Source organism: Aminobacter sp. MET-1, from assembly GCF_026521175.1.
Lineage (GTDB): Bacteria > Pseudomonadota > Alphaproteobacteria > Rhizobiales > Rhizobiaceae > Aminobacter.
Window position 1 is genome coordinate 85,395 of the sequence record NZ_JAMSHL010000003.1, and the last position, 22,259, is coordinate 107,653.

The window sequence follows — 22,259 nt, forward strand, 5'->3', positions numbered from 1 at the left end:
AGGCAACGCGCCGCTTGCGATCGGCGCAGGGGCTCTTTTTCTTCGGCGCAAGGGCTCATCTCATGGCGAGCCGGCAGATCATGATGCGGGCAGTTGAAAGCGGCTTTGGGGCAGATATAAATGACGACATGGAGGACAGGCTTTTATTATCGACAAGCTCCGTCGAGCCGGATTTGCGCAGCGATTACTGGCGCGAGATGGTTGCCCCGTTTTTTGATGCCCAGCCGCTTGAAACCGCGCGCAACACCCATCTGGAAGGATCGATCGACGCACGTTTTATTGCCGGACTGAGCGTCTCCCGCACGACCTTCGGTGCCCAGCACCTCAACCGAAGCCGGCGCCTGACCCTGAGGAGTGAGATGAGCGATTTCTACATGCTCGAACTCTTCACGGCGGTGAACGGAAAGATGGATTGCCAGGGGCACATGATGACCATCGAAGATGGCGATGTCTGCCTTCTGGATCTTGGCCGGGCTTTTACAAGTCAGTTTTCCGCTGGTTCAGGGCTGCCCCTTGTATTGCCGCGCGCGCCGCTGGATCGGGCGCTGGCCGGCCGGCCCCTGGACGGCCTCCTCCTCAAGGCCGGCCTGCCGGTCACCCGGCTGATTTCCGATCTGATTTTGAGTCTGGACCGCTTGCCATCCATGGGCATCGCGGTTGCGCTTGATATCGAGGAGGCGGTCACGACACTGCTCGTCTCCGTGATTGCCGGCCGGACGATCGACGAGCTGCCGGAGGATCCGGTGCTGAGCCAGATATTCCGCCAGCGTGTCCTGCAATTCATCGATGCGAACCTGCACCGCCCGGACCTCGATCTGGCACTTCTCATGCAGCAGTTCCGGGTGTCGCGCGCCCATCTCTACCGGATGTTCGCCGCGGACGGCGGGGTGCGGGCCGTCATCCGCGACAGGCGGCTGAATGCCGCCTACCGCCAGCTCCTTTCGCACCGAGGCAAGACCTTTTCGATCACCAGCATCGCCCACAATCTGGGTTTCTCCAGCAGCAATCAGTTCTTGCGGGCCTTCCGCGAGCAGTTTGGCGTGACGCCGAGCGAGGTTCGGCGTGAGGGCATGTCGACTGCGTCCGGCGAGGCGGAACGCGGTTTCCAGGCCTATCTTCGCAAAGTGATGCGATAGCCTGGATACCGGCATGGCCATGTCTTGCTGGTCTAGCTCGCCATGATGGCGGCGATCCGCTGCCCTGCCAAAGCCAAGCCGCAGCCCCCAAGGTGGTCGACGCCCTGGAGAAGTGCTACAGCCTCCTCACGCAGAAGGCCGTGCGAGATCACACCGAGCGTGTTCATGGAGCCCGGAACGATCAGTCCTCGCCGGCACTGGCGAGAACCGACTTCGGAGTCCTTCGTCTGCGCTTGGGCCCGGTGGAGGACGACGTCAAAAGACCCTCAGTCGCTCCAGATATGGAATGGCGCTACGGCGACAACTGACAGCTGCTTCCCGGCTGGACGCCAATATCGGAAACTGCGATTGGGGTGCGACCCGACAGCCCCTCTCAAAGTGTTGGCCCGCGCATCGCGGCATCCCTATCTAGCTGGTACCCTGAACAAGCTCGAGACTTCATGCGCAGCCCCCGGTTCCAACACACTTATGCCGCCGACCTCCCCGAACGGCTTTACAGCAGTCCGGATCCATCCCCGGTTTCGACACCGCGTCTGCTTGAACTGAATGAAACGCTGGCGCGGGAACTGGGCCTCGACATCGGCTGGTTGCGTGGTCCCCAAGGTTTCGACATGCTGGCCGGAAACCGCTTCCCCGCCGACGCGCGTCCCATCGCCCAGGCCTATGCGGGGCACCAGTTCGGCAACTTCGTGCCGCAGCTTGGCGACGGTCGTGCCGTGCTTGTCGGCGAGTTGGTCGATACAACAGGCCAATTGCGCGACGTTCAATTGAAGGGCTCCGGTCCGACCCGGTTCTCACGCAATGGCGATGGGCGCGCAGCGCTCGGACCGATGATGCGCGAATACATCGTCAGCGAGGCGATGCACGCGCTTGGGATCCCGACCACGCGAACCCTGTCGCTGGTTGCCACCGGCGAGCACGTCTTTCGCGAAACCAGGCTTCCCGGTGCGCTGATAGCGCGCGTTGCCGCCAGCCACATCCGCGTCGGCACGTTCCAGTACCTTGCCGTGCGCGAAGACATCGACGGCCTGAGGGCGTTGGCGGACCACGCAATATCCAGGCATTATCCGCATCTCACCGAAGTCCCCCATCGCTACCTTGGGTTCCTTAGTGCCGTTGTAGCAAGGCAGGCGAAGCTGGTGGCGCAATGGATGCTGACAGGCTTCATCCATGGCGTGCTCAACACCGACAACGTCGCCATCTCAGGCGAGACGATCGATTATGGTCCATGTGCGTTCATGGACGCCTATCATCCGGCGACCGTGTTCAGCTCCATCGACCATCAAGGCCGCTACGCGTTCGCCAACCAGCCCCGCATCACCGTGTGGAACCTGGCGCGGCTGGCCGAAGCGCTGCTGCCCATTGTGGGAAGCGAAGCAGGTGGAGACGATGAAGGCTTCGAGCAGGCGAAAGCGGCGATCGGCACGTTCCAGGCACGCTACGAGGCTGCGTTTCATGAAGGCATGCGCCACAAGATCGGGCTGTTTGCCGAACAGCCTGAAGACCTTGCTCTTGCCGCCGAACTGCTTGACCTGATGGCGCGCAACGGGGCGGATTTCACCCTCACATTTCGCGATCTCGCTGATGAGGTCGACGGCTCCGGCCGGGCACGCGACCACTTCATCGACCCGACTGCTTTCGATGGCTGGGTCTCGCGCTGGCGTGAACGGCTGGCGCGCGAGCCGGAAACTGCAGCCGACCGCACGGCTCGGATGCGCAGGGTGAACCCGAAATACATTGCACGCAATCACCGTGTCGAAGCCGCCATCGCCGCCGCCACCCATGAAGGCGACTTTGGCCCGTTCCACAGCTTGCTCGCCGTGCTTTCGCGTCCGTTCGACGAGCAGCCCGAGATGGAAGACTATGCGCAGCCACCGGCAGACGAAGAGCGCGTCCTCCAGACATTCTGCGGTACGTGATTGCGACTGCTCTACAAGTGCCGAATGAGCCGTCTGACCGTTCAACCCTGCATGGTCAGGTGAGAATGGGGGCGGAGCCTGAAGCCCCTGAGAACATGATGCCCGGCCAGATCAGATCCGTGCTCCGGCCTCACTGACGGCGGGCGCACCGTCCGGGCGATCACGCGCCCCGACGGGGACAAGGCCACGCATCGACTGTCAGATCCGGTTCATCGCCGCCCTGCCCTCAGGCGTCGCGCCGCCCGGACTCATGCCCTTTCGCGCCCACCGGTCGAGACGCGACGCGACCAGTCGCTCACCCCCCGGTACACTTGGATGGCACGGCTCGGCCGACGCCCCACGACAGCTGTCCCTGGACAATGGTGATCGTCTGCCGGCCATTCGAAAAGGTCGTTCCGTCCGTTCCCATGGCGGGCAATTCGATCTCGGGCGCACCGTTGACGGAGACCGAGGCACGGTCACCGAGCAGGCGCACGGCGAGCTTCGTGCCGTCCTCGCAAGTGTAGTCGCTGACTGGATAGGGATTGCCGGCGCCAACCGCCGCGGCCGAGGCGGGATGCCCCAGGCCAATAAGCGTCAGCACGCCAAGTGTTGCGATCGACAGGTCTTTCCACATGGTCGTCCTCCAGGCCGCTCGGATCAGCTATTCGGGATAGGTCTCGACGCCGTCCGGCGTCGTCTTGTTGAACAGGATGAACATCAGGGGATTGCCGGGCTCGGACATGGCATCGCTGCGCTGCCCCGACACTTCGCCGGCCACTCCGGCCGTATATTCGGCCACCACCTCGCCAAAACTGTCGCGCTGGATCGCCACCTTTTGTCCCGGCACCACCTTGTCGTTGAGCTTGACCAGATGTTCGACGATGCCGCCGGCGGTTGCCAGCACCGGAAAGCCGCTGTTGCCGACAAAGACCTCCATGCCCGCGGCGGTGCGGCCCATCGGCCCCTCGACGATGCCGTGATGCTTGAGCACGTTCATCGTGCCCTCCACGAACTGCGCGATCATCTCGCGGTCGAGGACACGCGCCGCACCGATCTCCGGGGCGATGGCCGGGATACCGACGTCGATGAAGGCATTGTGCAGGACGGTGGGATAGGCAGCCTTCGGCATGTTGAGGATCTGGCTGACGGGATAAAGATCGAGCATCGCCTTGACCTCGGGCCTCGCCACCTCGCCGATGTTGAAGGCGGTGACCTCGAACCCCGTCGTGCCGGTGTGGAAATCGATCGCCGCGTCGGCATTCGGCCGCAACAGCCGGTTGAACAAAAGCCCGGCATGGCGGTTTGCCGCGGTGAGGCCGTTTTCGTTGCCCGGCCATTCCCGGTTCATGTCGATCAGGTCGGCGCCCCTGCCCTGGTTCGGCCAGCGCCGCTGCATGCTTTCGAGCGCCGGCCGCGATATGTCGGTAACCGCCATCACCGTGCCCGACATCTTTTCAGGCTCGAGCTGGTTCATCACGCTGTGGACGGTGTGGATGGAACTCATCTCGTCGCCATGCACACCGCTTGTCAGCACGACACGCTTGCCCGGCCTGGCGCCTTTGGCGACCGTCACCGACACGTACCAGTATTGCCCGGTGGGCGCCTGCACACCCTGGAAATACAGGCGATGTATCTGCCCCGGCTCCAGGTCGTTAACGTCGAGCGAAGTGACGACCTTCTTTCCGGCGATGACGTCGCCCGTATAGGTGGTGCCCCCGGTTCCGGCCGCGGCCGCCGATGCCGCCGCCGCCTGCATCTGCGTCGACCCGGCCATCAGTGCTGCGGCAGCGCCGATGGTGGTGGCCGATGCAATCATGAAGTCGCGACGGTCGAGCCGTTCGCCATTGTCCTTCGCCATGTCAAAAGCTCCTTGCAACGGGGTGCGGACGCGATGGCCGGCCATCCCGGTCGCACCCCGACCAATCTGTGTCGTCCGGCGCAGTAGTCCACGGCACGTCCCGTCGAGTACAGCCCGGCGGAAAAGAAATGGACACCACGTCCAGGATTGGGATGTTATGCATAGCCGGATGCAGGGCCGATCCGGCTAAAGCAATCGGGTCCGGCGCCTCCCAGGCCGGACGAGACTGTCCAAAGGATAGCGATGCTGGACGCGCCTCACTGGTACGCACGAAAATACAATTCCGTCGTGGCCCGCACCCGCGAATCCGATCCCGACGCGGAGTTCCATCTCAGGCAGATCGGCGCCGAGCTTCATGCCTCGCGCCTGGCGACCATCGACTATGGCGACGCCTTCGTGCTCGACCTGCAGGACAAAGGCGGCATCGCCATGTCGGGGGCGATCAACGGCGATGCGCTGACGGCCGTGTTCCTGTGGGGTGAAGGCACCCTCTTCAACGGCGAGCGCAGCGACGTGCCGCGCTTGCGGATCCTCGGGCCGGGAACCGAATTCAAGCTGGATCTGCCGGGCAGCTACCGCCTGATGCGGATCGGCCTGCGCGGCGCGTCGCTCGAGGCGCTGCGCCTGGCATCGGGGCAGGATCGGCGCAACTGGCTGATGCCGGGCCTGCACCAGCCGGCCATATCGGCGACTGTCGAGCTGGAGCTTCAGCGCAGGTTGCTGCGGACGGCCGGCTACGCCCAGGCCGCAGCCCGTCGCGGCGGCGATTTCAGCGCCGGCCTCGGCGTTGCGGCAAGCGAGGCGGGCGCCGCCCTCGCCCGGGCGCTGTTGTTTACCGAAGCCCCCTCCGAGCGCAGGCTCGGAACCGGCGAACAACGCCGGATCGTCGATGCCACGCTCGCCATTTTCGAGACCAGTCCGCACGGCCCGGTTTCGGTCGGCGCCGTCTGCGACGCGCTCGGCATCGGCGAGCGAACGCTGGAACGCGCCTTCCAGGACTGCCTGGGCGTCAGTCCCCGCGCCCATGAGCGGGAGCGGCGGCTCAGGGCGGCGCACGGCCTCATCCTCGCCGAGGGAAACCGCCTGTCGGTTACCGATATCGCCATGCGTTTCGGCTTCTGGCACCTGGGCCGCTTCGCCGGCGCCTATTCGGCACTTTTCGGCTGCTCGCCCAGCAAGACGCGGCTGATGATCTGGGGCGACCTGCCGATGGCGGCGTGAAGATGGCGCCGCACCTGCCCCGCATGGACCGGGCGGAACGCCAGGCGCCATGAAGCGACGACACGGCAGCAGCGGACACGAGCCCCTCCCGCCGCCCCCACGTCATCCGCCGATGTCGGAAAGTGGATAGAAATTCGCCGGCCGCAGCGAGACTCTGGCCCTGCTGCCGGACCGGGTTCAGCCGGGAGGTGGCGTGCTGGCCGACGCCGGAGACATGCCGCAGCCGGGCTCTCCACGCCGTCGGCATGGCTTCTGTCTGTCGAAGAATGGAAGTTCCCATGAATGCCAATTTTCAGGCGGCCATCGGGTCGCAGGCGATCAAGGGCGACCAGCCCATGACATGCGCGATCGACGTCGACACGTCCTCGGTTCCGCCGGCCGAACAGTTCGACCTGTTTCGCAGCTGGCAGGAAGGTGTCTGCGACGTCGAGCCCGACCGGGACAGGCTGCCGGCGTTTCCGGCACGCCAGATGGCGTGGAACCTCGGGACGATGACGGCGACACGGCTGCGCTTGCCGGGCCCGGGCAGCCGCTACCGCTGGCGTCATCTGAAACGGCCCACTGTCGACAGTTGGTATGTGTTCCTGCCCTTGTCGGGGGCGGCCTGCGGCCCGGACCGCAAGGTTGGAAAGCCCGTCGTGCAGTCGCTGGCCGAACCTTTCGAATATACCGGCGAAGACGGCGGCTGCGTCGCCCTGATCATGCCGCGCGGCGTGCCGTTCATCCGCTCGTCAAAACTCGAAATGCGTCACGAGTCGAGGCAGCTCCTGGCCGATTTCATGCTTCTCATGGATCGCTCCCTGCCCGGCCTCAGGGCAACTGACGTTCCCCACATCGTCGTGGCGACGACAAGCCTGCTCGCCGCCTGCCTGACCCCGTCGCGCGATCATATCGTCGAGGCCCGCAGCACGATCGACAGCGTGATCGCCGACCGCGCCTCCCGGATCATCGAGCGCAGGCTGCGCGACCCCGATCTGACGCCGCAAAGGCTCTGCCGCGATCTCGGCATCGCCCGCTCCCGCCTGTACCGGGTGTTCGAGCCGGTCGGCGGCATTGCCGCCTTCATCCGCCACAGGCGGCTGCTCAGGACCTGCAATATCCTCGCCGACAGCGCCGATGGAAGGTCGATCTCGACAATCGCCCAGGAATGGGGATTCATGGACCCATCGGTCTACAGTCGGATGTTTCGCAAGGAGTTCGGCATCACGCCAAAAGAGGCGCGGGCGCAGGGCTGGCGTGGCCAGCAGCCCATGCCGGTGCAGCCGCCGCCCAATGACGCGGCGCAGGCGCTGAGCACGCTTCTTTTGCAGAACTGCCTTGCTTCGGGCGGGTCAGCCGCCAACGCTGCTTGTGACTGATCGGGGGAGACATATGGAAGACCATCGGTTCAACAGACGATCCGTCCTACTGGGCGCACTGGCGCTTCTTGCCGTCCCCAGGCCAGCGGAGGCCGCCCGGGGGAACTGGTACATCGGCAGAATACCCGACCAGCCCTTCGACATTCCGCTGGTGGACAAGCAGCTCGTTCCCGCGCCGTTCCGACGGCATGAGGTTGCCTATGCCGGCAGCGAGGCTGCGGGAACAATTCTCATCAACAAGCAGCAGCGCTTTCTCTATTACATCGAGGGCGGCGGCCGGGCGGTTCGATATGGCATTGCGGTCGGCCGCGACGGCCAGAGATGGTCTGGCGAGGCGGTGGTTCAGCGGCGCGCCAGATGGCCGAGCTGGACACCCACGGCCAATATGCGCCGGCGCAATCCGGCCCTGCCCCAGCGCATGCCGGGAGGCCCGCAGAACCCGCTTGGTGCGAGGGCCCTGTATCTCTACCGCGACGGACGCGATACGCTTTACCGCATTCACGGCACCAACGAGCCCTGGAGCATCGGCACGGCGGCGTCGTCGGGCTGCATCCGGATGCTGAACGAGCATGTGTTCGAACTCTTCGGCACCGTCCGCAACGGAGCCCGCGTCATCGTCGTATAGGGCGCGCGCGCCCTTCCGTGACACGCGGCGGCCATGCCGGCCATATTGGCACTGGAGAGGTTCCCCAGGCGCCCGATCCGGCGACCTGACACACCAAACCGAATTCGGCCGATTGACGACGGATACGAGCCCAGCGAATGACACCACAGCCTGACATCATCGGGATCTTCGTGACCAATCTTCGCAGCCTGCGCCAGGCCAGGGGGCTCACGCTCGCCGAGCTGGCGCGGCTGGTCGGCTACAGCGAGCGATATCTCGAGATCATCGAACGCGGCGAAGTCGACCCGACCATCAACACGATGGCCGAGCTCGCCGCGGCGCTGGGGGTGAAGGCAACCCAGCTGCTGGCGCCCGTGCTGGTGAAGACGACTGAACCGCTTGCGTAAAGATCCCCGGCGGGGACGCCGTCCTTGCCCCCAGTGTCCGGGCGCAAGAACGGCCTCGAACAGCCGGCGACCGCGAGGCCCGTCGACCGACGGCAGGAGAACGTCCGGTCTCAGCGGCAAGCACGGCGCATGGAAGCGCCGTCGCGCCTACCAGCGGATGCGTCGCAGGTCGACGACGCGTCCGGTGCGCGAATTGAGCGCCACTTCAAATCGGCCGCTGCCGCGTCGTGCGTGGTAGATGTAGAACCGGCCGCGGCAATCGACGCGGCGCACATCGCGGAAGCCGCGATTCTGAAGCAGCCTCTGGCCCTGGCTGCAGGTGATCGCCCTGCCATGGTTGAGGCTGGACCCGACCGCGATCTGGGCATCCAGCCCCTGGGCCTGAACCGGGGCTGCAAGCGGCGCAGCAAGGCCGATTGCGAGACAGAAAGCCAACAGTGCTCGTTTCATCTGATTGTCCTCGCCTGGTGTCGACTGGTCTTGACGGCGCGGTCGGCGCGATTGCCCGGCCGCACTGCCATTCTCCGACGCGCCCTGTCAGCGGCGGCAGGGCGCGAGATAGGTGACGGGTTGGCCGTGCCGGTCGAAGACGGGGCGGCCGCGGCTGTCCAGCTGCTGGAACCTGCATTCACCCGGCGCGGTTCCGGCGCCGATCATGGCGCCCGCCACGCCGCCGATGGCGGCGCCCGCCAGGGTCGATCCGGTGTTGCGGCCGATCGCCTGCCCGACCACCGCACCCCCGGCAGCGCCGATCGCGCCGCCGCTCACCGCCCGCTCCTGGGGCGTGTTGCAGCCTGCGGCAGCCATCACGATCATTGCAAGGGCTGAAAGGACACCCAGATTTCGCATCGCACCGATCTCCTCCGGTTCAACCTGTTCGCCGCCCCAGCGCCCCAGTTCTAGCCCCTCCCGGTCGCCAGACAATCTGATATGCGTCCCATAACTGTACTCTGCGTCCATTTTTGGGTCGGAGGCGACGGCAAAAGAGCGCCGCCGAATGCCCTTTTTGCAGGCGCGCGCAGCGCATCGGCCAAGGCAACAACTGCCCGCAATGTCAGGCCTTATCGGCGGCTGGGGCCCGTCAGCAAGGCTGCCAGGCCATCGGCCGCGACCGAAAGAAACGGACAAAAAAAGGGCGGCGGCGCGGCAGCCCGCGCGATTGCTCGCCCTTCGCCTTTGCTCGCCCCCTCTTGCGCAGACATCGCAATGGGCGAAGATGCCATCGGCTTCTTGGGAAGGGGGAAATCACATGGCCGGATTCGGCGGATGTACCGGCCTTGCGGCCGGTCAGGCTGGAAAACATCGCCGCCGGCCTGCCCCGTCATCGGGCGGCGCAGTCATTGCCGCGTCCGGCCCGCACGACGGCAACCCGTCGGCGCAATCATGACCGACGACAAGCCAGGACGATACCCCAACCGTCTGGAACGGCAGGCGCTGCGGGCGGCGGACGTCGCCCTGTTCGTCCGGCAATATGGCCGCAAGGCCCAGAAGGGCGTCGAGCCGAACGACCGCAACTACAATGAAGACGTCGAGCGTCGCATCCGACGCATGGACCCGGTGGAGCTTGATCGGCTCATGCGCGAAGACGAGGACACGCCCCGCGACATGCCGGACGAATGGCCGCCGCAGCGGAGCGGCCGGACATGAGCCTGCGCCGCCCGCGGGAACTGAGCAGGCAGGAGTTCCTGGCATGCTTTCAAGCGCCGATGTCCGACGTCACCGCGTGTCAGGACCCTGCCGCCGACATCTGGCCTTATGTCGAGCTGATCGACCCCGGCGGGATCGGCCTGCGCGCCATCCACGATGTCGAACATGTCTGGCGGGCGGACCGGCATGACCATGTGTTGATCGGCACGGATCGGGCCGACGTTTTCCTGGCGATCGTGGTTGACCGCACCGAAAGGCAGGTCATGGGGCACCGGCTGCTTGATTTGCCTTCAGAGTATGGCATAGAAGAACCCAAGGTCTGAGGGCGGGACGGTGACGCATCGGTCTGCAAAACCGACGTAATGGGTTCAATTCCCATTCAGACCTCCATCCAATCACAAGAGGACGAGACGTGAGGGATCTGTCTCCGCGCCTGCTTGATCAGCGCCTCCGCAACAGGATCATGGATGTTGCTGAAATGCTTGCTGATGGTGACGGGATTGTTCACCTGATGGGCACTGTCGATTATTTTCGAGCGGTTCTACGATTTCGTCCCGCATCGTGACGATGGCGCGCCACCTCCCAACGACGCCATGACAGCTGACGAGCACGCGGCCCTGCTCCGCTTGTCCAAGGTGATGGACGACGCATGCGACGACACGCCCGGATCCATGGAGCCCGACGAGTTCATCGCCACGGGCTGGCCGGCGCGCATCGGCCCGACGGCCAGGGCCTTGTTCGAGCTGATGGCCAGGCGCGGCAGGTTCAACGAGGAATTTGAAGAGCTGTAGCCCTGATCAGCCCGCAGCCGGCCGGACGCCCAGACACCGGACGCCCAGACACCAGCCAGCCAGATGCAGGCGCGGCCCGCCAGCGTCGGGATCGCCACCAACCCGCGCGCTTGCGTCGGGCTCGCGGCCTTTCGCAAAGCGCGCGCCCGGTCGGCCGGCCTGCATGATCCAGGCACGCTCGGAAGAGGCGCGCCTAGCCGAGCAGATTGTCGGCGACGCGGGCAAAGACCCGCGCACCGATCGGGATCAGGTCGTCGGGAAAGTCGTAGTCGGGATTGTGCAGCGACGGGTGCGCCGCGCCGGCGCCGAGAAAGAACATGGCAGATTTCGCCGAGCGGCCGAACAGCCCGAAATCCTCCGATGCCCGCATCGGCAGGGCATCTTCGCTGTGCCGGATGCCCTCCTCGTCCAGCGCCTGCCTGAGATGTTCGACCGCCTCTGTGGCATTGACGCTGGCGACGAAAATCTCGTGATAGCTGATGTCGTGGTCGAGGCCATGCGCGCCGGCCGTTTCCGACACCAGCGCTTCGGCGGCCGCGCACAGGCTTGCCATGTTGTCGTCCTGCCGGGTTCTCAGGCACGACCACACCTCGCCATATCCCGGCGCGATGCCAAACACCGCCTCGCCCATCGCCGCATGGGTGACGGTGACCATGCGAAAGGCATCGTCGGCAAAGGTCGCCACCCCGAGGCCGGGCAGTGCGGTGATGAGTTCGGCCACGGCCAGGCGCGGCGAGGTGCCGGTCTCGGGCATGGAGGAATGCGCGGTCTTGCCCTTCAGCGCCACCCGCATGCCGCGCGAGGCGCAGTTGACCGTGCCGGCCTTGAGCCGCACCTCGCCGAGCGGCACGCCGGGCAGGTTGTGCAGGGAGAAGGCGAAATCGGGCGCGATCTCCTGATAGCGCGGATCGGCGACGACACCGGCCGCCCCGTCGCCGGTTTCTTCGGCCGGCTGGAACATCAGGACGACGCGCCCGCGTGCGGGACGCGACCGCCCGAAGCGCCGGCCGAGCCCGGCAAGGATCGCCATATGCCCGTCATGGCCGCACATATGCGACTTGCCCAGCACCAGCGACGCATGCGCGACACCCGACAGCTCCTCGATCGGCAGCGCATCGAGCTCGCAGCGAAACAGCACCGTCGGCCCCGGCGCGGCACCGTCATAGACGAGTGCCACGCCATGTCCGCCCATGCCGGTCAGCACCCTGTCGGGACCGCTGTCGCGCAGGAACGCCACGACCGCTGCTGCGGTGTTTTCTTCCTCGTTGGAAATCTCGGGATTTTGATGCAGCTGCCTGCGCCAGGCCGTCAGTTCTACCACATCGTGATTGCTCAGGCTCACTTCGAACGCTCTCCCGCGGATCTTTTGACATGACGGCCAGCCGTCATGTCAGGTCAGGTCGGTCGGCAATGACGTCAGGCCGGTCCACTCTGCAGGCTGCGACCGCCCTGCCCCGCCTGACCATAACCGCTTCGGTTCGATCCGGCATGGTGGCGCATCGGCAGCAACGCCTGTGCCAGCGCTGACGCTCGTCGCGCCAACGCAAGACCGATGGCAGAGCTTTGGCGGCCATAGCGGCAAGTCCCGGGCGGCCGCTCCGTGCCGACCAGCCCGCCGACGTCTCGGCGATAGCGACCCGAAGTGCTGCTCTCAGCGCCGGCGAGCCTCCGGCCGCCGCCACCGGGCCGGCCCCCTCTTGCGCAAACAGTGCCGACAGTGATGATGCAGCGCGCCTTGGGGAGGGCTGGATGGGACACTACGGACGATGGCTCGGCTGGCTCGCCGGCTGCCTGCTGGCGACGCCGGCCCATGCCGACATCGCCTATGGCATCGACATGGCGGCGGATCCGGCGCTGCATGGCTGCGTCGCTGACCGGGAGCCGTTGAGCATCCTCAACTGCCTGAACGTGCGCTTTCCCGATTCACGCATGGAGCTTTATGCCGTCCAGGCATTCCCCGACACCGGCGTCTGCTGGCTCAAGGCCATAAGCCGGCCCGAGGAAGCCGATCTGATGGGCCAGTCGATCCGGGCAACGACGGACCTGTTTGCCGCCGAACTCGCGCGCAGATATGGCCGCCCGCAGGAACTGGCCGATTTTGTCAGGAGCGGCGCGACAATTCCCGAAGACGAGATCTGGCTGGAAACGCTGATCCAGAAGAACCGCGAATATTATCATCACTGGACAAGCGTGCCCGCCGAAGCCCAGGCCCGCGGCATCAGGGAAATCTACGTCTCGGCATACGGCCTCGAGGATGGCCGCACTGTTGTCCACATCGAGTATTACCTGGCAAATTACGACGCCTGCCTGGAAAACGAAAAGAAGGCGGAGGCGAAGTGACAGCAAGGAACAGCTGGCGAAAGAACAGCCTCTTGCAAAAACGCCTTGTCCGGCGATGATAGACTGAGATCAGGGGGAGCTTTGGATGAATAGTACCAGTTCGCGCGCGGTGCGGCTTCGATCGGACTTCAGCATCGGCGATTCGATCGGGCATGTGATCATCTGGATCTTTCTGACGATCATCACGCTGGGGCTGGCCCTTGTCGTTTTCCCCTATTACCTCAATCGCGCGGTGTTGAACCGGACCAAGGTGCTAGATCAGTCCGGCAACGAGATCGGTCACCTCGACTGCAGGTTCAACTTGGGATCGTCCATCGGGCATGTGATCATCTGGCTGGTCCTGATCATCGTCACACTCGGCATCGCCGCCTTCTTCTACGCCTACCGCGTGCTGCGCGTTGTCATCAATGAAACCCGCATCGTCTATCACTGATGTCGCTGGCATCGAGACGGGCAGCGCGGCTGCAAACGCGGGCCGGTCGCTTCGGTGGGACGCGGCCAGACTGTCGGCAGGTCGGGCGGGGAGCGTAAGAAATGAGCGAAGTCACACTGGTGCGTGAGCTCACATTTCACGTAGCGGCGGCGCCACACATCGATGGTTACGAGGTCCGTATCATTGCCGACGGCAGGGACCTGATCGGCGACGGCGCCGAGCTGATGGGGCTGGACCCGCTGGAGCTTTACGACCAGAGCGAGCTGCTCGAGGGCGGCCGGGTGCTCATTGCCCGCTGCAGCTGCGGTGAATCGGGTTGCGACAATCTGCCGATCGAGGTGCGCATCGGTCCCCGCTCTGCCGAGTGGGTCGGCGACGGCCTTCATCTCAGCTTCGCGCTCGACAGGTACAGAAGCGCGATCGCGACTGCCGCCAACGACCACAGCTGGGAAGATGGCAACCGTCTGGCCACGCGCCTGGTGCATGACTATCTCGCCGGCACCTCGCTCAGCGACGGCAAGAGCCTGCGCTGGGTGGGCTCACGCGGTTCGCCCGGCCAACTGCAGCTGTCGTTCGAGGATAAGACCAGCCAGACGCTTGTCGCGCTGACCTGGGACGGCAGCGATCCCCAGACCGCCATCCGCGCCGCCAGGCAATTCCTGGAGAACCTCGCTCTCTGGCGGAGTTGACCGGAAGCGACATCGCCTATTCAACGCCTGTCGTTGGACCTCTTGCGGATGCAGCGCTTGCTGCGGATATCGAGCCAACACATAGGGATATCTGATGAGTGCTCGCCTATCGACAGCCATTCGGATCAGCCAAGCCGCACAGGCGATCTTGCGAAAGACGCGGAGCTTTCCAACCGCGGGTTTTGGCAAGCATGAAGATCCGAACGAACGCGGACATATCGGTGTTGAGCCGATGCTCCTGGCACTTTCGATGGAGTTGGCCCTCAAAGCCTGGTTCGTTTTCGACCACGACGATCCAAAGGCTCCGAGATCGCACGACCTGATCAAGCTGTTTGAGGCCCTGCTGCCCAAAAGCCAGGAGAAGCTTGACGCCGAGTTCAAGAGATCGGTGGCTCCCCGCCACCCCAACTTTTTCTACGTCGACTACAGCATCCGCCACATTCTCTATCAGCACAAGGATGCCTTCATCGACTGGCGGTATCTCCACGAACCCAAATCGACGAGGTTCGAACAGGTTGTATTCGAGGCAACGCTGGAAATGGTGCTGCGGGAGTTCGACAAGAGATATCGCACGGAGCCCGTTACAACGCTGTCGATTTGAGCGGAGGCTGGCCGACCAGACGCGAAAATTGGCGACTGGTGGCCGCCTGCACGGCCATCGGGCCGGGCTGGCACTTGTCTCGATCCTGCTGGCCGGCATATTTGCCGGCATGTAAGCGGGCATGATGGTCGTCATGCTGGCAATGACAATCGGCGTTCAGTCAGCCGTGCTTGCCATTGCCTTCTCAAGCTTTATTGGGGCGCGGTCCTGAAGCAAGTGTAAAAGGCAGTTGCGAAGCAGGCGAGCACCGCCGACCGGTAGCATAGATGGATGCTGGCTCGATCGCGCCTGCATCGATAGCCGCGTTCGGAGCCCTATCTGAGTGCGGCCCTAACGGCAGCCGACACTTCACGCGTGGCGGCGGCATCTGGCTCGAACTCGCGGCATAATGAAGGTCACGATGCGCTTGGACTGCTGTTGAGCCAGTAGGCGCCGCCGCGAGCGCATCTTGCGCGAGATGCTCAAGGCAGTCTTGAAGACTGCAGCCATTGCCGGGGATGGCAGCTTCGCGCCGCATATGAGCCGCAGAGGCCGAACGGCCTCTCCCAAGAGTAGACAAATCAAGCTACGCTTCGAGTGCTAAAAGGCGACTTGGATATTAGACAGCCATACGGCTTTCGGTGGTCTCAACCGTTGTCACCCTAGACGTAGCTAATCAAAATTTATTCTTTATTACATCTATTCTGTAGCAAAATAGCCGTTAGAACTGGCAAGGACCGTCAAATCTGAAAATCACAAGGAAACTGGATATATCCAAGATTTGCCAACGCCTTGGCTATGCTGACGCGAATATTTCTGCACGAACGGATAAATGATGCTCGCGGGACGGCCTACGAGTGCAGCAAGGTAAAAAAGTCCGAAACCAAGCGCCTGGGGCTTCGTGGAAAGCGGGCAAAGATAAAGATTTGTAACCTTCTTTCGTTGGAATAGAGAATTCACGGCCTCGCCGAGAACGGCGGCAGTAACGAAAGGATCGTTCGCCGTTGTGAAGAAATTTAGGTCTTCCGTACTTCTTGCCGACGCCGACGCCAGCCTGTCAAGCCGGAGTATACTTTCTTGATACATATCCGGACTCAAGGGTGGAAAGCAATGTACCTGTACCAACCTCGCGGACTCCTTTTTCGTTACCACTTGTCCCATCAGGTTGTGTTCGTAGCCGATGCCCATCATCAGGACATCATGCTCCATCTCAGGCACATGCGCACCGTCGTAGCCCGCAATCCCCCTAACGTCAGATTTGTCGTCCAGCGAGAATTGGGTATTCACCTTCTGCGAGTAATGCTCGGGTTCGGTGTAGACGAATTCCACCTCTTTGACGCCGTACATTTTGAAATATCTCAAGAATAGCAAAATGTGCGGATGGAGGAAGCCAGTGATGTCCACACAGATCGGCTGAGGATTAGCCGGATCGAATCCACTTTTCTCCAATCCGACACGCACGAGATCGGCTTCGTAAGTCGGCAGCCCGTCGATTATCTCTCCGGGGGGATACTCATGAGCCTGATAAGAATATTCAGGCAGAATCCACCAAACTTTGCGGTTGGCCAGCACGTTTGTGAAAAGCTGTGATACCCGTTCGTTTTCGTTGTATGCGGAAATAAAGATTCCGCGTTGCCGTCCCTGCTCCGTGGCATCGAATAATCGCTTGGCGTCTATCAAGTAACTGACGTCCAGCATCACAACAGACTCTTTTGCTTCTCGTCCGAGCTGCTGCTCACGAACATTCCACTGACGCGTTTCAGGAAGAAAGCCCGCAGATCGTCTTTCTTCTCATTATCGAGAATGGCATTTGCGAGGTCCGCTTGAAGCTGTAGCGTGCCCCGCCTGTGAACTGACACACCCCATCTTGGCGCTAGCATCGGACCCAATTGATACTTTCCGCCAAGATCGCGGTGGGTCTTGCCCTTATGGCCTAGCGGAACCTTGATCAGGTACGACCAATTTTCTGATGCTTGCAGAACCTCTTTTGCGTTCCTGGTAAGCTTCTCCTCGTCGACCGCAAAGGTGCAGAGATCGCATTCGGACGGCTTATCGCTATACCTGATCGTACGAAATAGAACGGCGAGCGCCTCTACACTTTCCCTTACCTCGATCCCGAAGGTATCTGGCTGGGCATCCTCCCAGAACCAGGCAGCGCTATCCAGCACCCCCAGAGACTGAGATTCAACGCTTATCACATGGCCACCGACAAACGGCTGTTCACCACTGAACAGCGAACGACGATAAATCTGCTTCAGTATCCCTATTAGGTTTCTCGGAATTCCCTGTGAAAGATGAATTAGAGTATCCAGACCGCAATATGGGACATTGTGCCCGCAGTCCCGATACAACTGCGCCAGCAAGTCGGAGTCAAAATGTGCGAGGACATCTCCGTACTTGGGGGACTTGCGATCACCACCGACAATATAGGAATCCGCTAGTTTCTTGATACTCTGCGCCGTCCCCATCAGTTTCGACGTGCTTTCTGACCAGTCGCGATAGAGCAGAAAAATGTTGAGCTTTTCAAGAAGGGGATTGTCGCGCACGGTGAGCAGTTCGATTATTCGATCTTGCCATTCAGCTGTTTGGTCGAAGCGATCGGAGAGCTGTTTCCTCAACTTGCGGAAATATGGGCGCTCCTTCCCGGCTTTGTCGCGACTTTCCAGTAATTTCAAAAGGGGCTTCTGATAATGGTTGTCTTTATCAAGCTCTTCGAAAAAATCGTTCAGGTTTGATTGACCTGTTGCTACTGCTGACCCTGATTGCTGTAGACGCCGCACAACGAGCTTGGACGCAAACGTCTTGTAATCTTGCTCATGGTCGCGCAAAAAGGCGTCCAACTCCAACTGTAGGAACTCGGACCCCCGTTTAATCGGCTCTCCCGAGCCAAGCGTTTGATAGGTCCGAATTCCATAAAGTCGCGCGCCGATGCGGAAAGTCGTGTTCCCGGTTCGATACCTGATTAAGGTATTTAGGAACCGCTGCTGTTCAAAGGTGAAATTTTCCGCTTCATCGATGAGATAGGTGAAAATCGTTTCTGAGAAGGCGGCACTGACCTCCGCAAGCGTACTTGGTAAGCCGAACACGAGTCTGCCTGGCGAGAACGGTATCTCAATCGGATCCATATGTCCGGTTACGGCCACGTTGTTTGCCGCATAGTCTATCTTTTTTCGCAACCGGGTCAAAAATGCGATCAACCCGTCAATCGTGTCGAAATCACTATCAACCTCGATATCGAAAAGCTCTCTGACGCTTTCCACGAAAGCCTTCTCATCGAATTCTTCCATGCTAGGACTGCTTACACACTTACTGATCGACGTCAGCAGGGTAGTCGCCAGCCAAAGCTCGAAGTACATGTTAAATATAGCGAGCCATAGGTCGGAAGACTGGCCCTTCCCCGCAAATTTGTGAGAATTTAGGCCTTCGGCAGGTACGTAGATACCCAAATAGCCGTCGTTAGCGACGGCAGCGCCCAGATCGCCACCACACAGCGCAGCCCGCACTGGCGCTGAGCAATACCGCATCAGATGCGTCTTTCCGCTGCCTTTGCCACCGAGAATCAGAGTCGGTGTCCGCAGTTTCGGCTGCAACAGTTGCACCAGCCCCCCATTGGTATTGGAGATGTCCACCCAGTACTCGACAATCTCTGCTGCGGAAAAATCAGAAGCTTTGACCAGATCGAAAGGATTTTCTTCAAGGCGACTGATCATACGAATGCTCCGATCTTCGGATAGCGCCGGAAAGCAGGAACCCATTCTGCTTGCGCTCCGTTGGCGCGCTCGCCCCATATTATAGGAAGGGTATTGTCGGGCGTATTGTGGTGGAAGCCAAAAAGCATCTGACTGTCTTCGAAGCCGCCAGCGTGACCTGGGCATATAAGCTGTCCGTAGTGTAGCGCGAGGGTCTTGAGAATTCCCACGTCTATCCCGGATGGCACAACCTTTAGATAGCGCGATTGGTCGGATAGGCATCTGTACGAGTCGTCAAGCTCGATCACCGCCGAGCAGTTGTCGCCAAACAGACTACCTTGCCGGACCTTATCGATGCCGGCCTTCGTGCCGAACAGAGAATAATAACAGAACTTAGCGTTCGAATTCCGATCCCGCAAATCCGCGAGCAGGTTTTGGGAATACTGGATGGCCGTCTGCCCTGATCCGCAAACATCGTCGACGAAGACGTACTGGTCGACGCTCTCATCGGCGATCTTTCTGGCAACGTTTCCATCCGGCAGCGCTACCCGCTCGATAATCTGTCCAGCATCCAGAAAATTAGCCTTGGAAAGCGAATTCTCCTGCCGGAAATAGTACAGCAAATGCACGCCGCTTTCGGAAGGGTTCCCTATTCCAAGGAACCTTGTTGAACTTATTTTCTGCGCAATCAACGGTTCTAATATACCAAGGTCGCGCGTTGCTCCGTTTGACGCTCTAATCTCCTGAATTAACGGAACCAGAAACAAATCTCGGAAAAGAGTCTTAAGAAGAACCCTGATTTCCATGCTACCGTAATAAAGAAACTGGGAAAGCCAGTAGAGAGCGTGTAGCCGTTCGATATCTACGTCGTGGCCGGTTTTCCCGTCAAAGTTATTCAGCCACTCTTCGACAAGCGGTCGATTTACCCGCCCCTCCCAAAGCCTATCGTTCAGCACTGTTATGCGGTCGAGCAGACCATTCCTCGTCGAAACGGTTTCGTCGGCCTCGGGCTCTAGAAGGATTGAACTGATATCACTGACCAGACTCATCCGGCCGCCTTTCGAATACAAGGACCCATTCGCGGGTGATAACTGCGGACGTCTTGTTGCGCGCCGTCATTAATCCTCTTCCCTTGATGGTATCGACTAGTTCCAGTCTGATCTCAAAGCTGGAGCGAAGCGCCAGAAGTTTCATATATTCCGATGTCTCGAAGTTCTCTCCGCAGATAGTATTGTTTCCCACGATCATTACCATGCACCCGCCAGGGCGGAGAACACGCTTCGACTCAGTGAAGACATCCTTCATCTCCGCGAGATAACTATAGACAACGGCAGCCCGCATAGGATTCTTCTCTGCGATCCTGCGGATAAAGGCGTCGGCCTCGGGCATTCCTGTTTCGGCGAAGTTGCCAAGAAAGTCTTTTGAAAAACGCTCGCGTCCTATGCTTTTCGAGTCCAGCTCCTTCATTTGCCGGACCGACGCCATTCCTAGCCAACCGATACTTAAGCTCGACGACCTGATGTATTTCTGCGCACCCGCGTACGGCGGGGAGGTTATGATGAGGTCAACGCTTGCAACCGGCAGTTCGCTTTGGAGATCCACCGGATCACGGAGGGATCGAGCATCGTCGCCGACGCAGCCGTTCGCTCCTAGACCATGTTCAACTCCAAGGCTCGAAATTCTGCTAGAATTGACCCTTAACGCCTGTTCAAACATCGCCCACACGTCGGGATCGTCTTCAAGGGGTCTTCCCCGAGCGACGATACCCGCCTTGCGTCGGACCGGAACCGAGAAACGTGGGTCGGCGCGGCTACTGGTTCTGGCTACGCCCGAGAAGGTCACCCACAGGAGGTCGGCCACATCGCCTTCGGCTTCTCTAGCGATGGCGCTTCGCAGACGAGCCAAGCGATCAATTGTCCCTTCGCTGTACCAAAGTTCGATATTCACTACTTCGGGCGGCGAAACGTCCTTCGCTTCGTTGTAGCGGCGCCTAAGCCGCGCCAGGATACCTTCGAGGTCGACGATATTGAGACGCGTGATCTTGGCTTTAGTTATGGCCCGGGCCAAAGGATTGACGTCGGACCAATAGGCGATATTTCCGGCGAGGATCGCTTCGAGGGCAACTGTGCCCGATCCGCTGAACGGGTCGAGCACGACAGCACCGCGGGGGACGTGTTTCCGAGCCGCTAAGAAGAAATGTGCGATGTGCGCCAGCAGTTTTGCGGGATATGGGTGGATGTAGTGGCTGGCTCGTTCGCCTTTAATCCAGTGCACGAGGTGGCGGAATGAAACGTGTATGGGCACACGGTTGACGGCGTAGTCGCTGACAAAGCGGTCGAATTCGAGGCTAGTGTCAACGGGATAAGCAACCCAAGATTCGTAGCCGCCGGAAGATTTCGCATCCTGATAGGCTTGTGAGTTCTTCAGAGTTGAAGCGGATGATGCAGTCTCAACGTCTGCAAGAACGCCGGTTGCGCTCATTGATTCGGCAGGGGGTTCAGTGCGGGAAAACGGGAGACGAGCTCTTCCCATTCTCGGACGGACAGACCGCTATCTTCCCGCGATACCCGCTTACCTCCCATGAACGCCTTCAGTACATCAGCTGCCTGCGCGGAAAGCGTTACCGAATTCAACCTGAAGTCGAGGAAAGCTTCGTAGGTAAGCGGCACCCAGGATGCGACAATTCCAAGTATCTGCTCGGCATATACGCGTATTTCGTACTGGGCGTGAGGATCAGCACGCAATCGCAGAAAATTAAGAAGATTATGGAGATTAACTTTCCAGTACCACTGCGTGTAGGTGTTTAACGTAAGATTAATACGAGCAAGCTCACGAGCTAAGCTCGACCGATTACGGTCGACTATCTCGCCGCGCTCGCCTTCATTTATCAACCAAGAGTAATTATTGTAATTCCTTTCTGCGTCATTCCTGAGGATATTCATAATGCGGGCTGCCTGCTTCTCGTCGAGGGCGTCGCCTCGTCCTTGACGATTCGATTTCGACTGCTCTGCGATCTGCGTGGTTTCCGGAATATAAAATTCTCGGTCGAGTATCGAGTATCTTGCCGAGTACTCATTCAGGCTCGCTGTACGATGCCTTACCCATTGTCTAGCCACAAAAATCGGTAGCTTCACGTGAAGTTTGATTTCAGCCATCTCAAATGGGGTACTGTGAGAGTGTCGCATAAGATACCGGATCAAACCGCGATCTTCGGAAACTTTTTTGGTCCCCCGGCCATAAGAAACGCGCGCAGCCTGTATCACGGCCGCATCATCACCCATGTAATCAATTACGCGGACGAAACCGTGGTCCAACACCGGCTTGACCTGGAAGAGAATGTTTTCGACAGCCTGAACCGTCGGCCGCAGCGTTGTTGAGGCGTTTGCACGTGCTACCTCAATTTCGCTTCGTTGTTCAGGGCTGAGGCTCAATTTTTTCTCATAATTATTGGCATTTTCGGCGCGACGGCGAGTACCGAAGAGCAGCTTACAATGCCGGCAGCCAAAGTTGCAATGTTGCGCTTGAGTCATCGAGACAGACCTCCAGACGTAGAGACGTCGGTTCCAAAACCTCACTCGAACTGGCAGCAGGGCAACCAAATGTCC

General features: G+C 60.9%; 23 protein-coding genes and 1 tRNA gene. 14 read left to right on the plus strand and 10 right to left on the minus strand.

The window, feature by feature from the left end; genetic code table 11:
• Window positions 1-14: 14 nt before the first annotated feature.
• Both NDO48_RS05355 and NDO48_RS05360 read left to right on the plus strand, forming a co-directional pair.
• Window positions 15-1,136, plus strand: a complete 1,122-nt coding sequence (locus tag NDO48_RS05355) for a helix-turn-helix domain-containing protein (protein ID WP_267321010.1) — start codon at window positions 15-17, stop codon at window positions 1,134-1,136.
• A gap of 440 nt (window positions 1,137-1,576) precedes the next feature.
• Complete coding sequence (locus NDO48_RS05360; RefSeq protein ID WP_267321011.1) at window positions 1,577-3,055, plus strand: protein adenylyltransferase SelO; 1,479 nt, start codon at window positions 1,577-1,579, stop codon at window positions 3,053-3,055.
• 295 nt (window positions 3,056-3,350) lie between these two features.
• On the opposite strand, the gene NDO48_RS05365 is transcribed toward NDO48_RS05360, so the two are convergent.
• Complete coding sequence (locus tag NDO48_RS05365; RefSeq protein WP_267321012.1) at window positions 3,351-3,671, minus strand: hypothetical protein; 321 nt, start codon at window positions 3,669-3,671, stop codon at window positions 3,351-3,353.
• A gap of 27 nt (window positions 3,672-3,698) precedes the next feature.
• Window positions 3,699-4,895, minus strand: coding sequence for a M14 family metallopeptidase (locus tag NDO48_RS05370; protein ID WP_267321013.1), 1,197 nt, complete (start codon window positions 4,893-4,895; stop codon window positions 3,699-3,701).
• Window positions 4,896-5,138: 243 nt separating this feature from the next.
• On the opposite strand from NDO48_RS05370, the gene NDO48_RS05375 reads away from it, so the two are divergent.
• The 4 genes from NDO48_RS05375 to NDO48_RS05390 all read left to right on the plus strand — a co-directional run bounded on the left by NDO48_RS05375 (window position 5,139) and on the right by NDO48_RS05390 (window position 8,485).
• On the plus strand, window positions 5,139-6,116 hold the full coding sequence (locus NDO48_RS05375; protein ID WP_267321014.1) for an AraC family transcriptional regulator: 978 nt from the start codon (window positions 5,139-5,141) through the stop codon (window positions 6,114-6,116).
• A 278-nt stretch (window positions 6,117-6,394) separates the two neighbouring features.
• Window positions 6,395-7,474 (plus strand): helix-turn-helix domain-containing protein, encoded by a 1,080-nt coding sequence (locus tag NDO48_RS05380; RefSeq protein ID WP_267321015.1) that lies wholly within the window; start codon window positions 6,395-6,397, stop codon window positions 7,472-7,474.
• Window positions 7,475-7,487: 13 nt separating this feature from the next.
• Entirely contained in the window at window positions 7,488-8,099 is a 612-nt protein-coding gene (locus NDO48_RS05385) for a L,D-transpeptidase (protein ID WP_267321016.1), read from the plus strand.
• A 137-nt stretch (window positions 8,100-8,236) separates the two neighbouring features.
• On the plus strand, window positions 8,237-8,485 hold the full coding sequence (locus tag NDO48_RS05390) for a helix-turn-helix domain-containing protein (RefSeq protein ID WP_267321017.1): 249 nt from the start codon (window positions 8,237-8,239) through the stop codon (window positions 8,483-8,485).
• Between the two features lie 147 nt (window positions 8,486-8,632).
• Here NDO48_RS05390 and NDO48_RS05395 read toward each other — a convergent pair whose 3' ends face one another.
• Both NDO48_RS05395 and NDO48_RS05400 read right to left on the minus strand, forming a co-directional pair.
• Entirely contained in the window at window positions 8,633-8,935 is a 303-nt protein-coding gene (locus tag NDO48_RS05395; protein WP_267321018.1) for a hypothetical protein, read from the minus strand.
• Between the two features lie 87 nt (window positions 8,936-9,022).
• Window positions 9,023-9,334, minus strand: a complete 312-nt coding sequence (locus NDO48_RS05400) for a YMGG-like glycine zipper-containing protein (RefSeq protein ID WP_267321019.1) — start codon at window positions 9,332-9,334, stop codon at window positions 9,023-9,025.
• Between the two features lie 534 nt (window positions 9,335-9,868).
• Here NDO48_RS05400 and NDO48_RS05405 point away from each other — a divergent pair.
• From NDO48_RS05405 to NDO48_RS05420, 4 genes are all read left to right on the plus strand, one after another.
• A complete protein-coding gene (locus NDO48_RS05405; protein WP_267321020.1) occupies window positions 9,869-10,132 on the plus strand; it encodes a hypothetical protein in 264 nt (87 codons plus the stop codon).
• Entirely contained in the window at window positions 10,129-10,455 is a 327-nt protein-coding gene (locus NDO48_RS05410) for a hypothetical protein (protein WP_267321021.1), read from the plus strand. Before NDO48_RS05405 ends, NDO48_RS05410 begins: the two co-directional genes overlap by 4 nt.
• A tRNA-Cys gene (locus tag NDO48_RS05415) sits at window positions 10,449-10,522 on the plus strand. The genes NDO48_RS05410 and NDO48_RS05415 overlap by 7 nt, the downstream gene beginning before the upstream one ends.
• 203 nt (window positions 10,523-10,725) lie before the next feature.
• Complete coding sequence (locus tag NDO48_RS05420) at window positions 10,726-10,923, plus strand: hypothetical protein (RefSeq protein WP_267321022.1); 198 nt, start codon at window positions 10,726-10,728, stop codon at window positions 10,921-10,923.
• 193 nt (window positions 10,924-11,116) lie between these two features.
• On the opposite strand, the gene NDO48_RS05425 is transcribed toward NDO48_RS05420, so the two are convergent.
• Window positions 11,117-12,265, minus strand: a complete 1,149-nt coding sequence (locus tag NDO48_RS05425) for an amidohydrolase (protein ID WP_267321023.1) — start codon at window positions 12,263-12,265, stop codon at window positions 11,117-11,119.
• A 407-nt stretch (window positions 12,266-12,672) separates the two neighbouring features.
• On the opposite strand from NDO48_RS05425, the gene NDO48_RS05430 reads away from it, so the two are divergent.
• From NDO48_RS05430 to NDO48_RS05445, 4 genes are all read left to right on the plus strand, one after another.
• The gene (locus NDO48_RS05430; protein WP_267321024.1) at window positions 12,673-13,263 is read left to right on the plus strand and encodes a hypothetical protein; all 591 of its coding nucleotides are present in this window, start codon (window positions 12,673-12,675) and stop codon (window positions 13,261-13,263) included.
• An 85-nt stretch (window positions 13,264-13,348) separates the two neighbouring features.
• The gene (locus NDO48_RS05435; protein ID WP_267321025.1) at window positions 13,349-13,696 is read left to right on the plus strand and encodes a DUF6693 family protein; all 348 of its coding nucleotides are present in this window, start codon (window positions 13,349-13,351) and stop codon (window positions 13,694-13,696) included.
• 101 nt (window positions 13,697-13,797) lie between these two features.
• Window positions 13,798-14,385, plus strand: coding sequence for a hypothetical protein (locus NDO48_RS05440; protein ID WP_267321026.1), 588 nt, complete (start codon window positions 13,798-13,800; stop codon window positions 14,383-14,385).
• Between the two features lie 94 nt (window positions 14,386-14,479).
• Entirely contained in the window at window positions 14,480-14,986 is a 507-nt protein-coding gene (locus NDO48_RS05445; protein WP_267321027.1) for a hypothetical protein, read from the plus strand.
• A gap of 732 nt (window positions 14,987-15,718) precedes the next feature.
• On the opposite strand, the gene NDO48_RS05450 is transcribed toward NDO48_RS05445, so the two are convergent.
• The 5 genes from NDO48_RS05450 to thyX are packed head-to-tail and all read right to left on the minus strand — an operon-like array spanning window position 15,719 to window position 22,184.
• Window positions 15,719-16,663 (minus strand): hypothetical protein, encoded by a 945-nt coding sequence (locus NDO48_RS05450; RefSeq protein ID WP_267321028.1) that lies wholly within the window; start codon window positions 16,661-16,663, stop codon window positions 15,719-15,721.
• A complete protein-coding gene (locus tag NDO48_RS05455; RefSeq protein WP_267321029.1) occupies window positions 16,663-18,675 on the minus strand; it encodes a hypothetical protein in 2,013 nt (670 codons plus the stop codon). The genes NDO48_RS05450 and NDO48_RS05455 overlap by 1 nt, the downstream gene beginning before the upstream one ends.
• Window positions 18,672-19,703, minus strand: a complete 1,032-nt coding sequence (locus tag NDO48_RS05460; protein ID WP_267321030.1) for a hypothetical protein — start codon at window positions 19,701-19,703, stop codon at window positions 18,672-18,674. The genes NDO48_RS05455 and NDO48_RS05460 overlap by 4 nt, the downstream gene beginning before the upstream one ends.
• Window positions 19,687-21,135, minus strand: coding sequence for a hypothetical protein (locus NDO48_RS05465; RefSeq protein ID WP_267321031.1), 1,449 nt, complete (start codon window positions 21,133-21,135; stop codon window positions 19,687-19,689). Before NDO48_RS05465 ends, NDO48_RS05460 begins: the two co-directional genes overlap by 17 nt.
• Entirely contained in the window at window positions 21,132-22,184 is a 1,053-nt protein-coding gene (gene thyX, locus NDO48_RS05470) for an FAD-dependent thymidylate synthase (protein WP_267321032.1), read from the minus strand. The genes NDO48_RS05465 and thyX overlap by 4 nt, the downstream gene beginning before the upstream one ends.
• Window positions 22,185-22,259: the final 75 nt, after the last annotated feature.

Coding starts and splice junctions, on each gene's coding strand:
- NDO48_RS05360 (WP_267321011.1), top strand. CDS start 1,577: ATGCGCAGCCCCCGGTTCCAACACACTTATGCCGCCGACCTCCCCGAA.
- NDO48_RS05365 (WP_267321012.1), bottom strand. CDS start 3,671: ATGTGGAAAGACCTGTCGATCGCAACACTTGGCGTGCTGACGCTTATT.
- NDO48_RS05370 (WP_267321013.1), bottom strand. CDS start 4,895: ATGGCGAAGGACAATGGCGAACGGCTCGACCGTCGCGACTTCATGATT.
- NDO48_RS05375 (WP_267321014.1), top strand. CDS start 5,139: ATGCTGGACGCGCCTCACTGGTACGCACGAAAATACAATTCCGTCGTG.
- NDO48_RS05380 (WP_267321015.1), top strand. CDS start 6,395: ATGAATGCCAATTTTCAGGCGGCCATCGGGTCGCAGGCGATCAAGGGC.
- NDO48_RS05385 (WP_267321016.1), top strand. CDS start 7,488: ATGGAAGACCATCGGTTCAACAGACGATCCGTCCTACTGGGCGCACTG.
- NDO48_RS05390 (WP_267321017.1), top strand. CDS start 8,237: ATGACACCACAGCCTGACATCATCGGGATCTTCGTGACCAATCTTCGC.
- NDO48_RS05395 (WP_267321018.1), bottom strand. CDS start 8,935: ATGAAACGAGCACTGTTGGCTTTCTGTCTCGCAATCGGCCTTGCTGCG.
- NDO48_RS05400 (WP_267321019.1), bottom strand. CDS start 9,334: ATGCGAAATCTGGGTGTCCTTTCAGCCCTTGCAATGATCGTGATGGCT.
- NDO48_RS05405 (WP_267321020.1), top strand. CDS start 9,869: ATGACCGACGACAAGCCAGGACGATACCCCAACCGTCTGGAACGGCAG.
- NDO48_RS05410 (WP_267321021.1), top strand. CDS start 10,129: ATGAGCCTGCGCCGCCCGCGGGAACTGAGCAGGCAGGAGTTCCTGGCA.
- NDO48_RS05420 (WP_267321022.1), top strand. CDS start 10,726: ATGACAGCTGACGAGCACGCGGCCCTGCTCCGCTTGTCCAAGGTGATG.
- NDO48_RS05430 (WP_267321024.1), top strand. CDS start 12,673: ATGGGACACTACGGACGATGGCTCGGCTGGCTCGCCGGCTGCCTGCTG.
- NDO48_RS05435 (WP_267321025.1), top strand. CDS start 13,349: ATGAATAGTACCAGTTCGCGCGCGGTGCGGCTTCGATCGGACTTCAGC.
- NDO48_RS05440 (WP_267321026.1), top strand. CDS start 13,798: ATGAGCGAAGTCACACTGGTGCGTGAGCTCACATTTCACGTAGCGGCG.
- NDO48_RS05445 (WP_267321027.1), top strand. CDS start 14,480: ATGAGTGCTCGCCTATCGACAGCCATTCGGATCAGCCAAGCCGCACAG.
- NDO48_RS05450 (WP_267321028.1), bottom strand. CDS start 16,663: ATGCTGGACGTCAGTTACTTGATAGACGCCAAGCGATTATTCGATGCC.
- NDO48_RS05455 (WP_267321029.1), bottom strand. CDS start 18,675: ATGATCAGTCGCCTTGAAGAAAATCCTTTCGATCTGGTCAAAGCTTCT.
- NDO48_RS05460 (WP_267321030.1), bottom strand. CDS start 19,703: ATGAGTCTGGTCAGTGATATCAGTTCAATCCTTCTAGAGCCCGAGGCC.
- NDO48_RS05465 (WP_267321031.1), bottom strand. CDS start 21,135: ATGAGCGCAACCGGCGTTCTTGCAGACGTTGAGACTGCATCATCCGCT.
- thyX (WP_267321032.1), bottom strand. CDS start 22,184: ATGACTCAAGCGCAACATTGCAACTTTGGCTGCCGGCATTGTAAGCTG.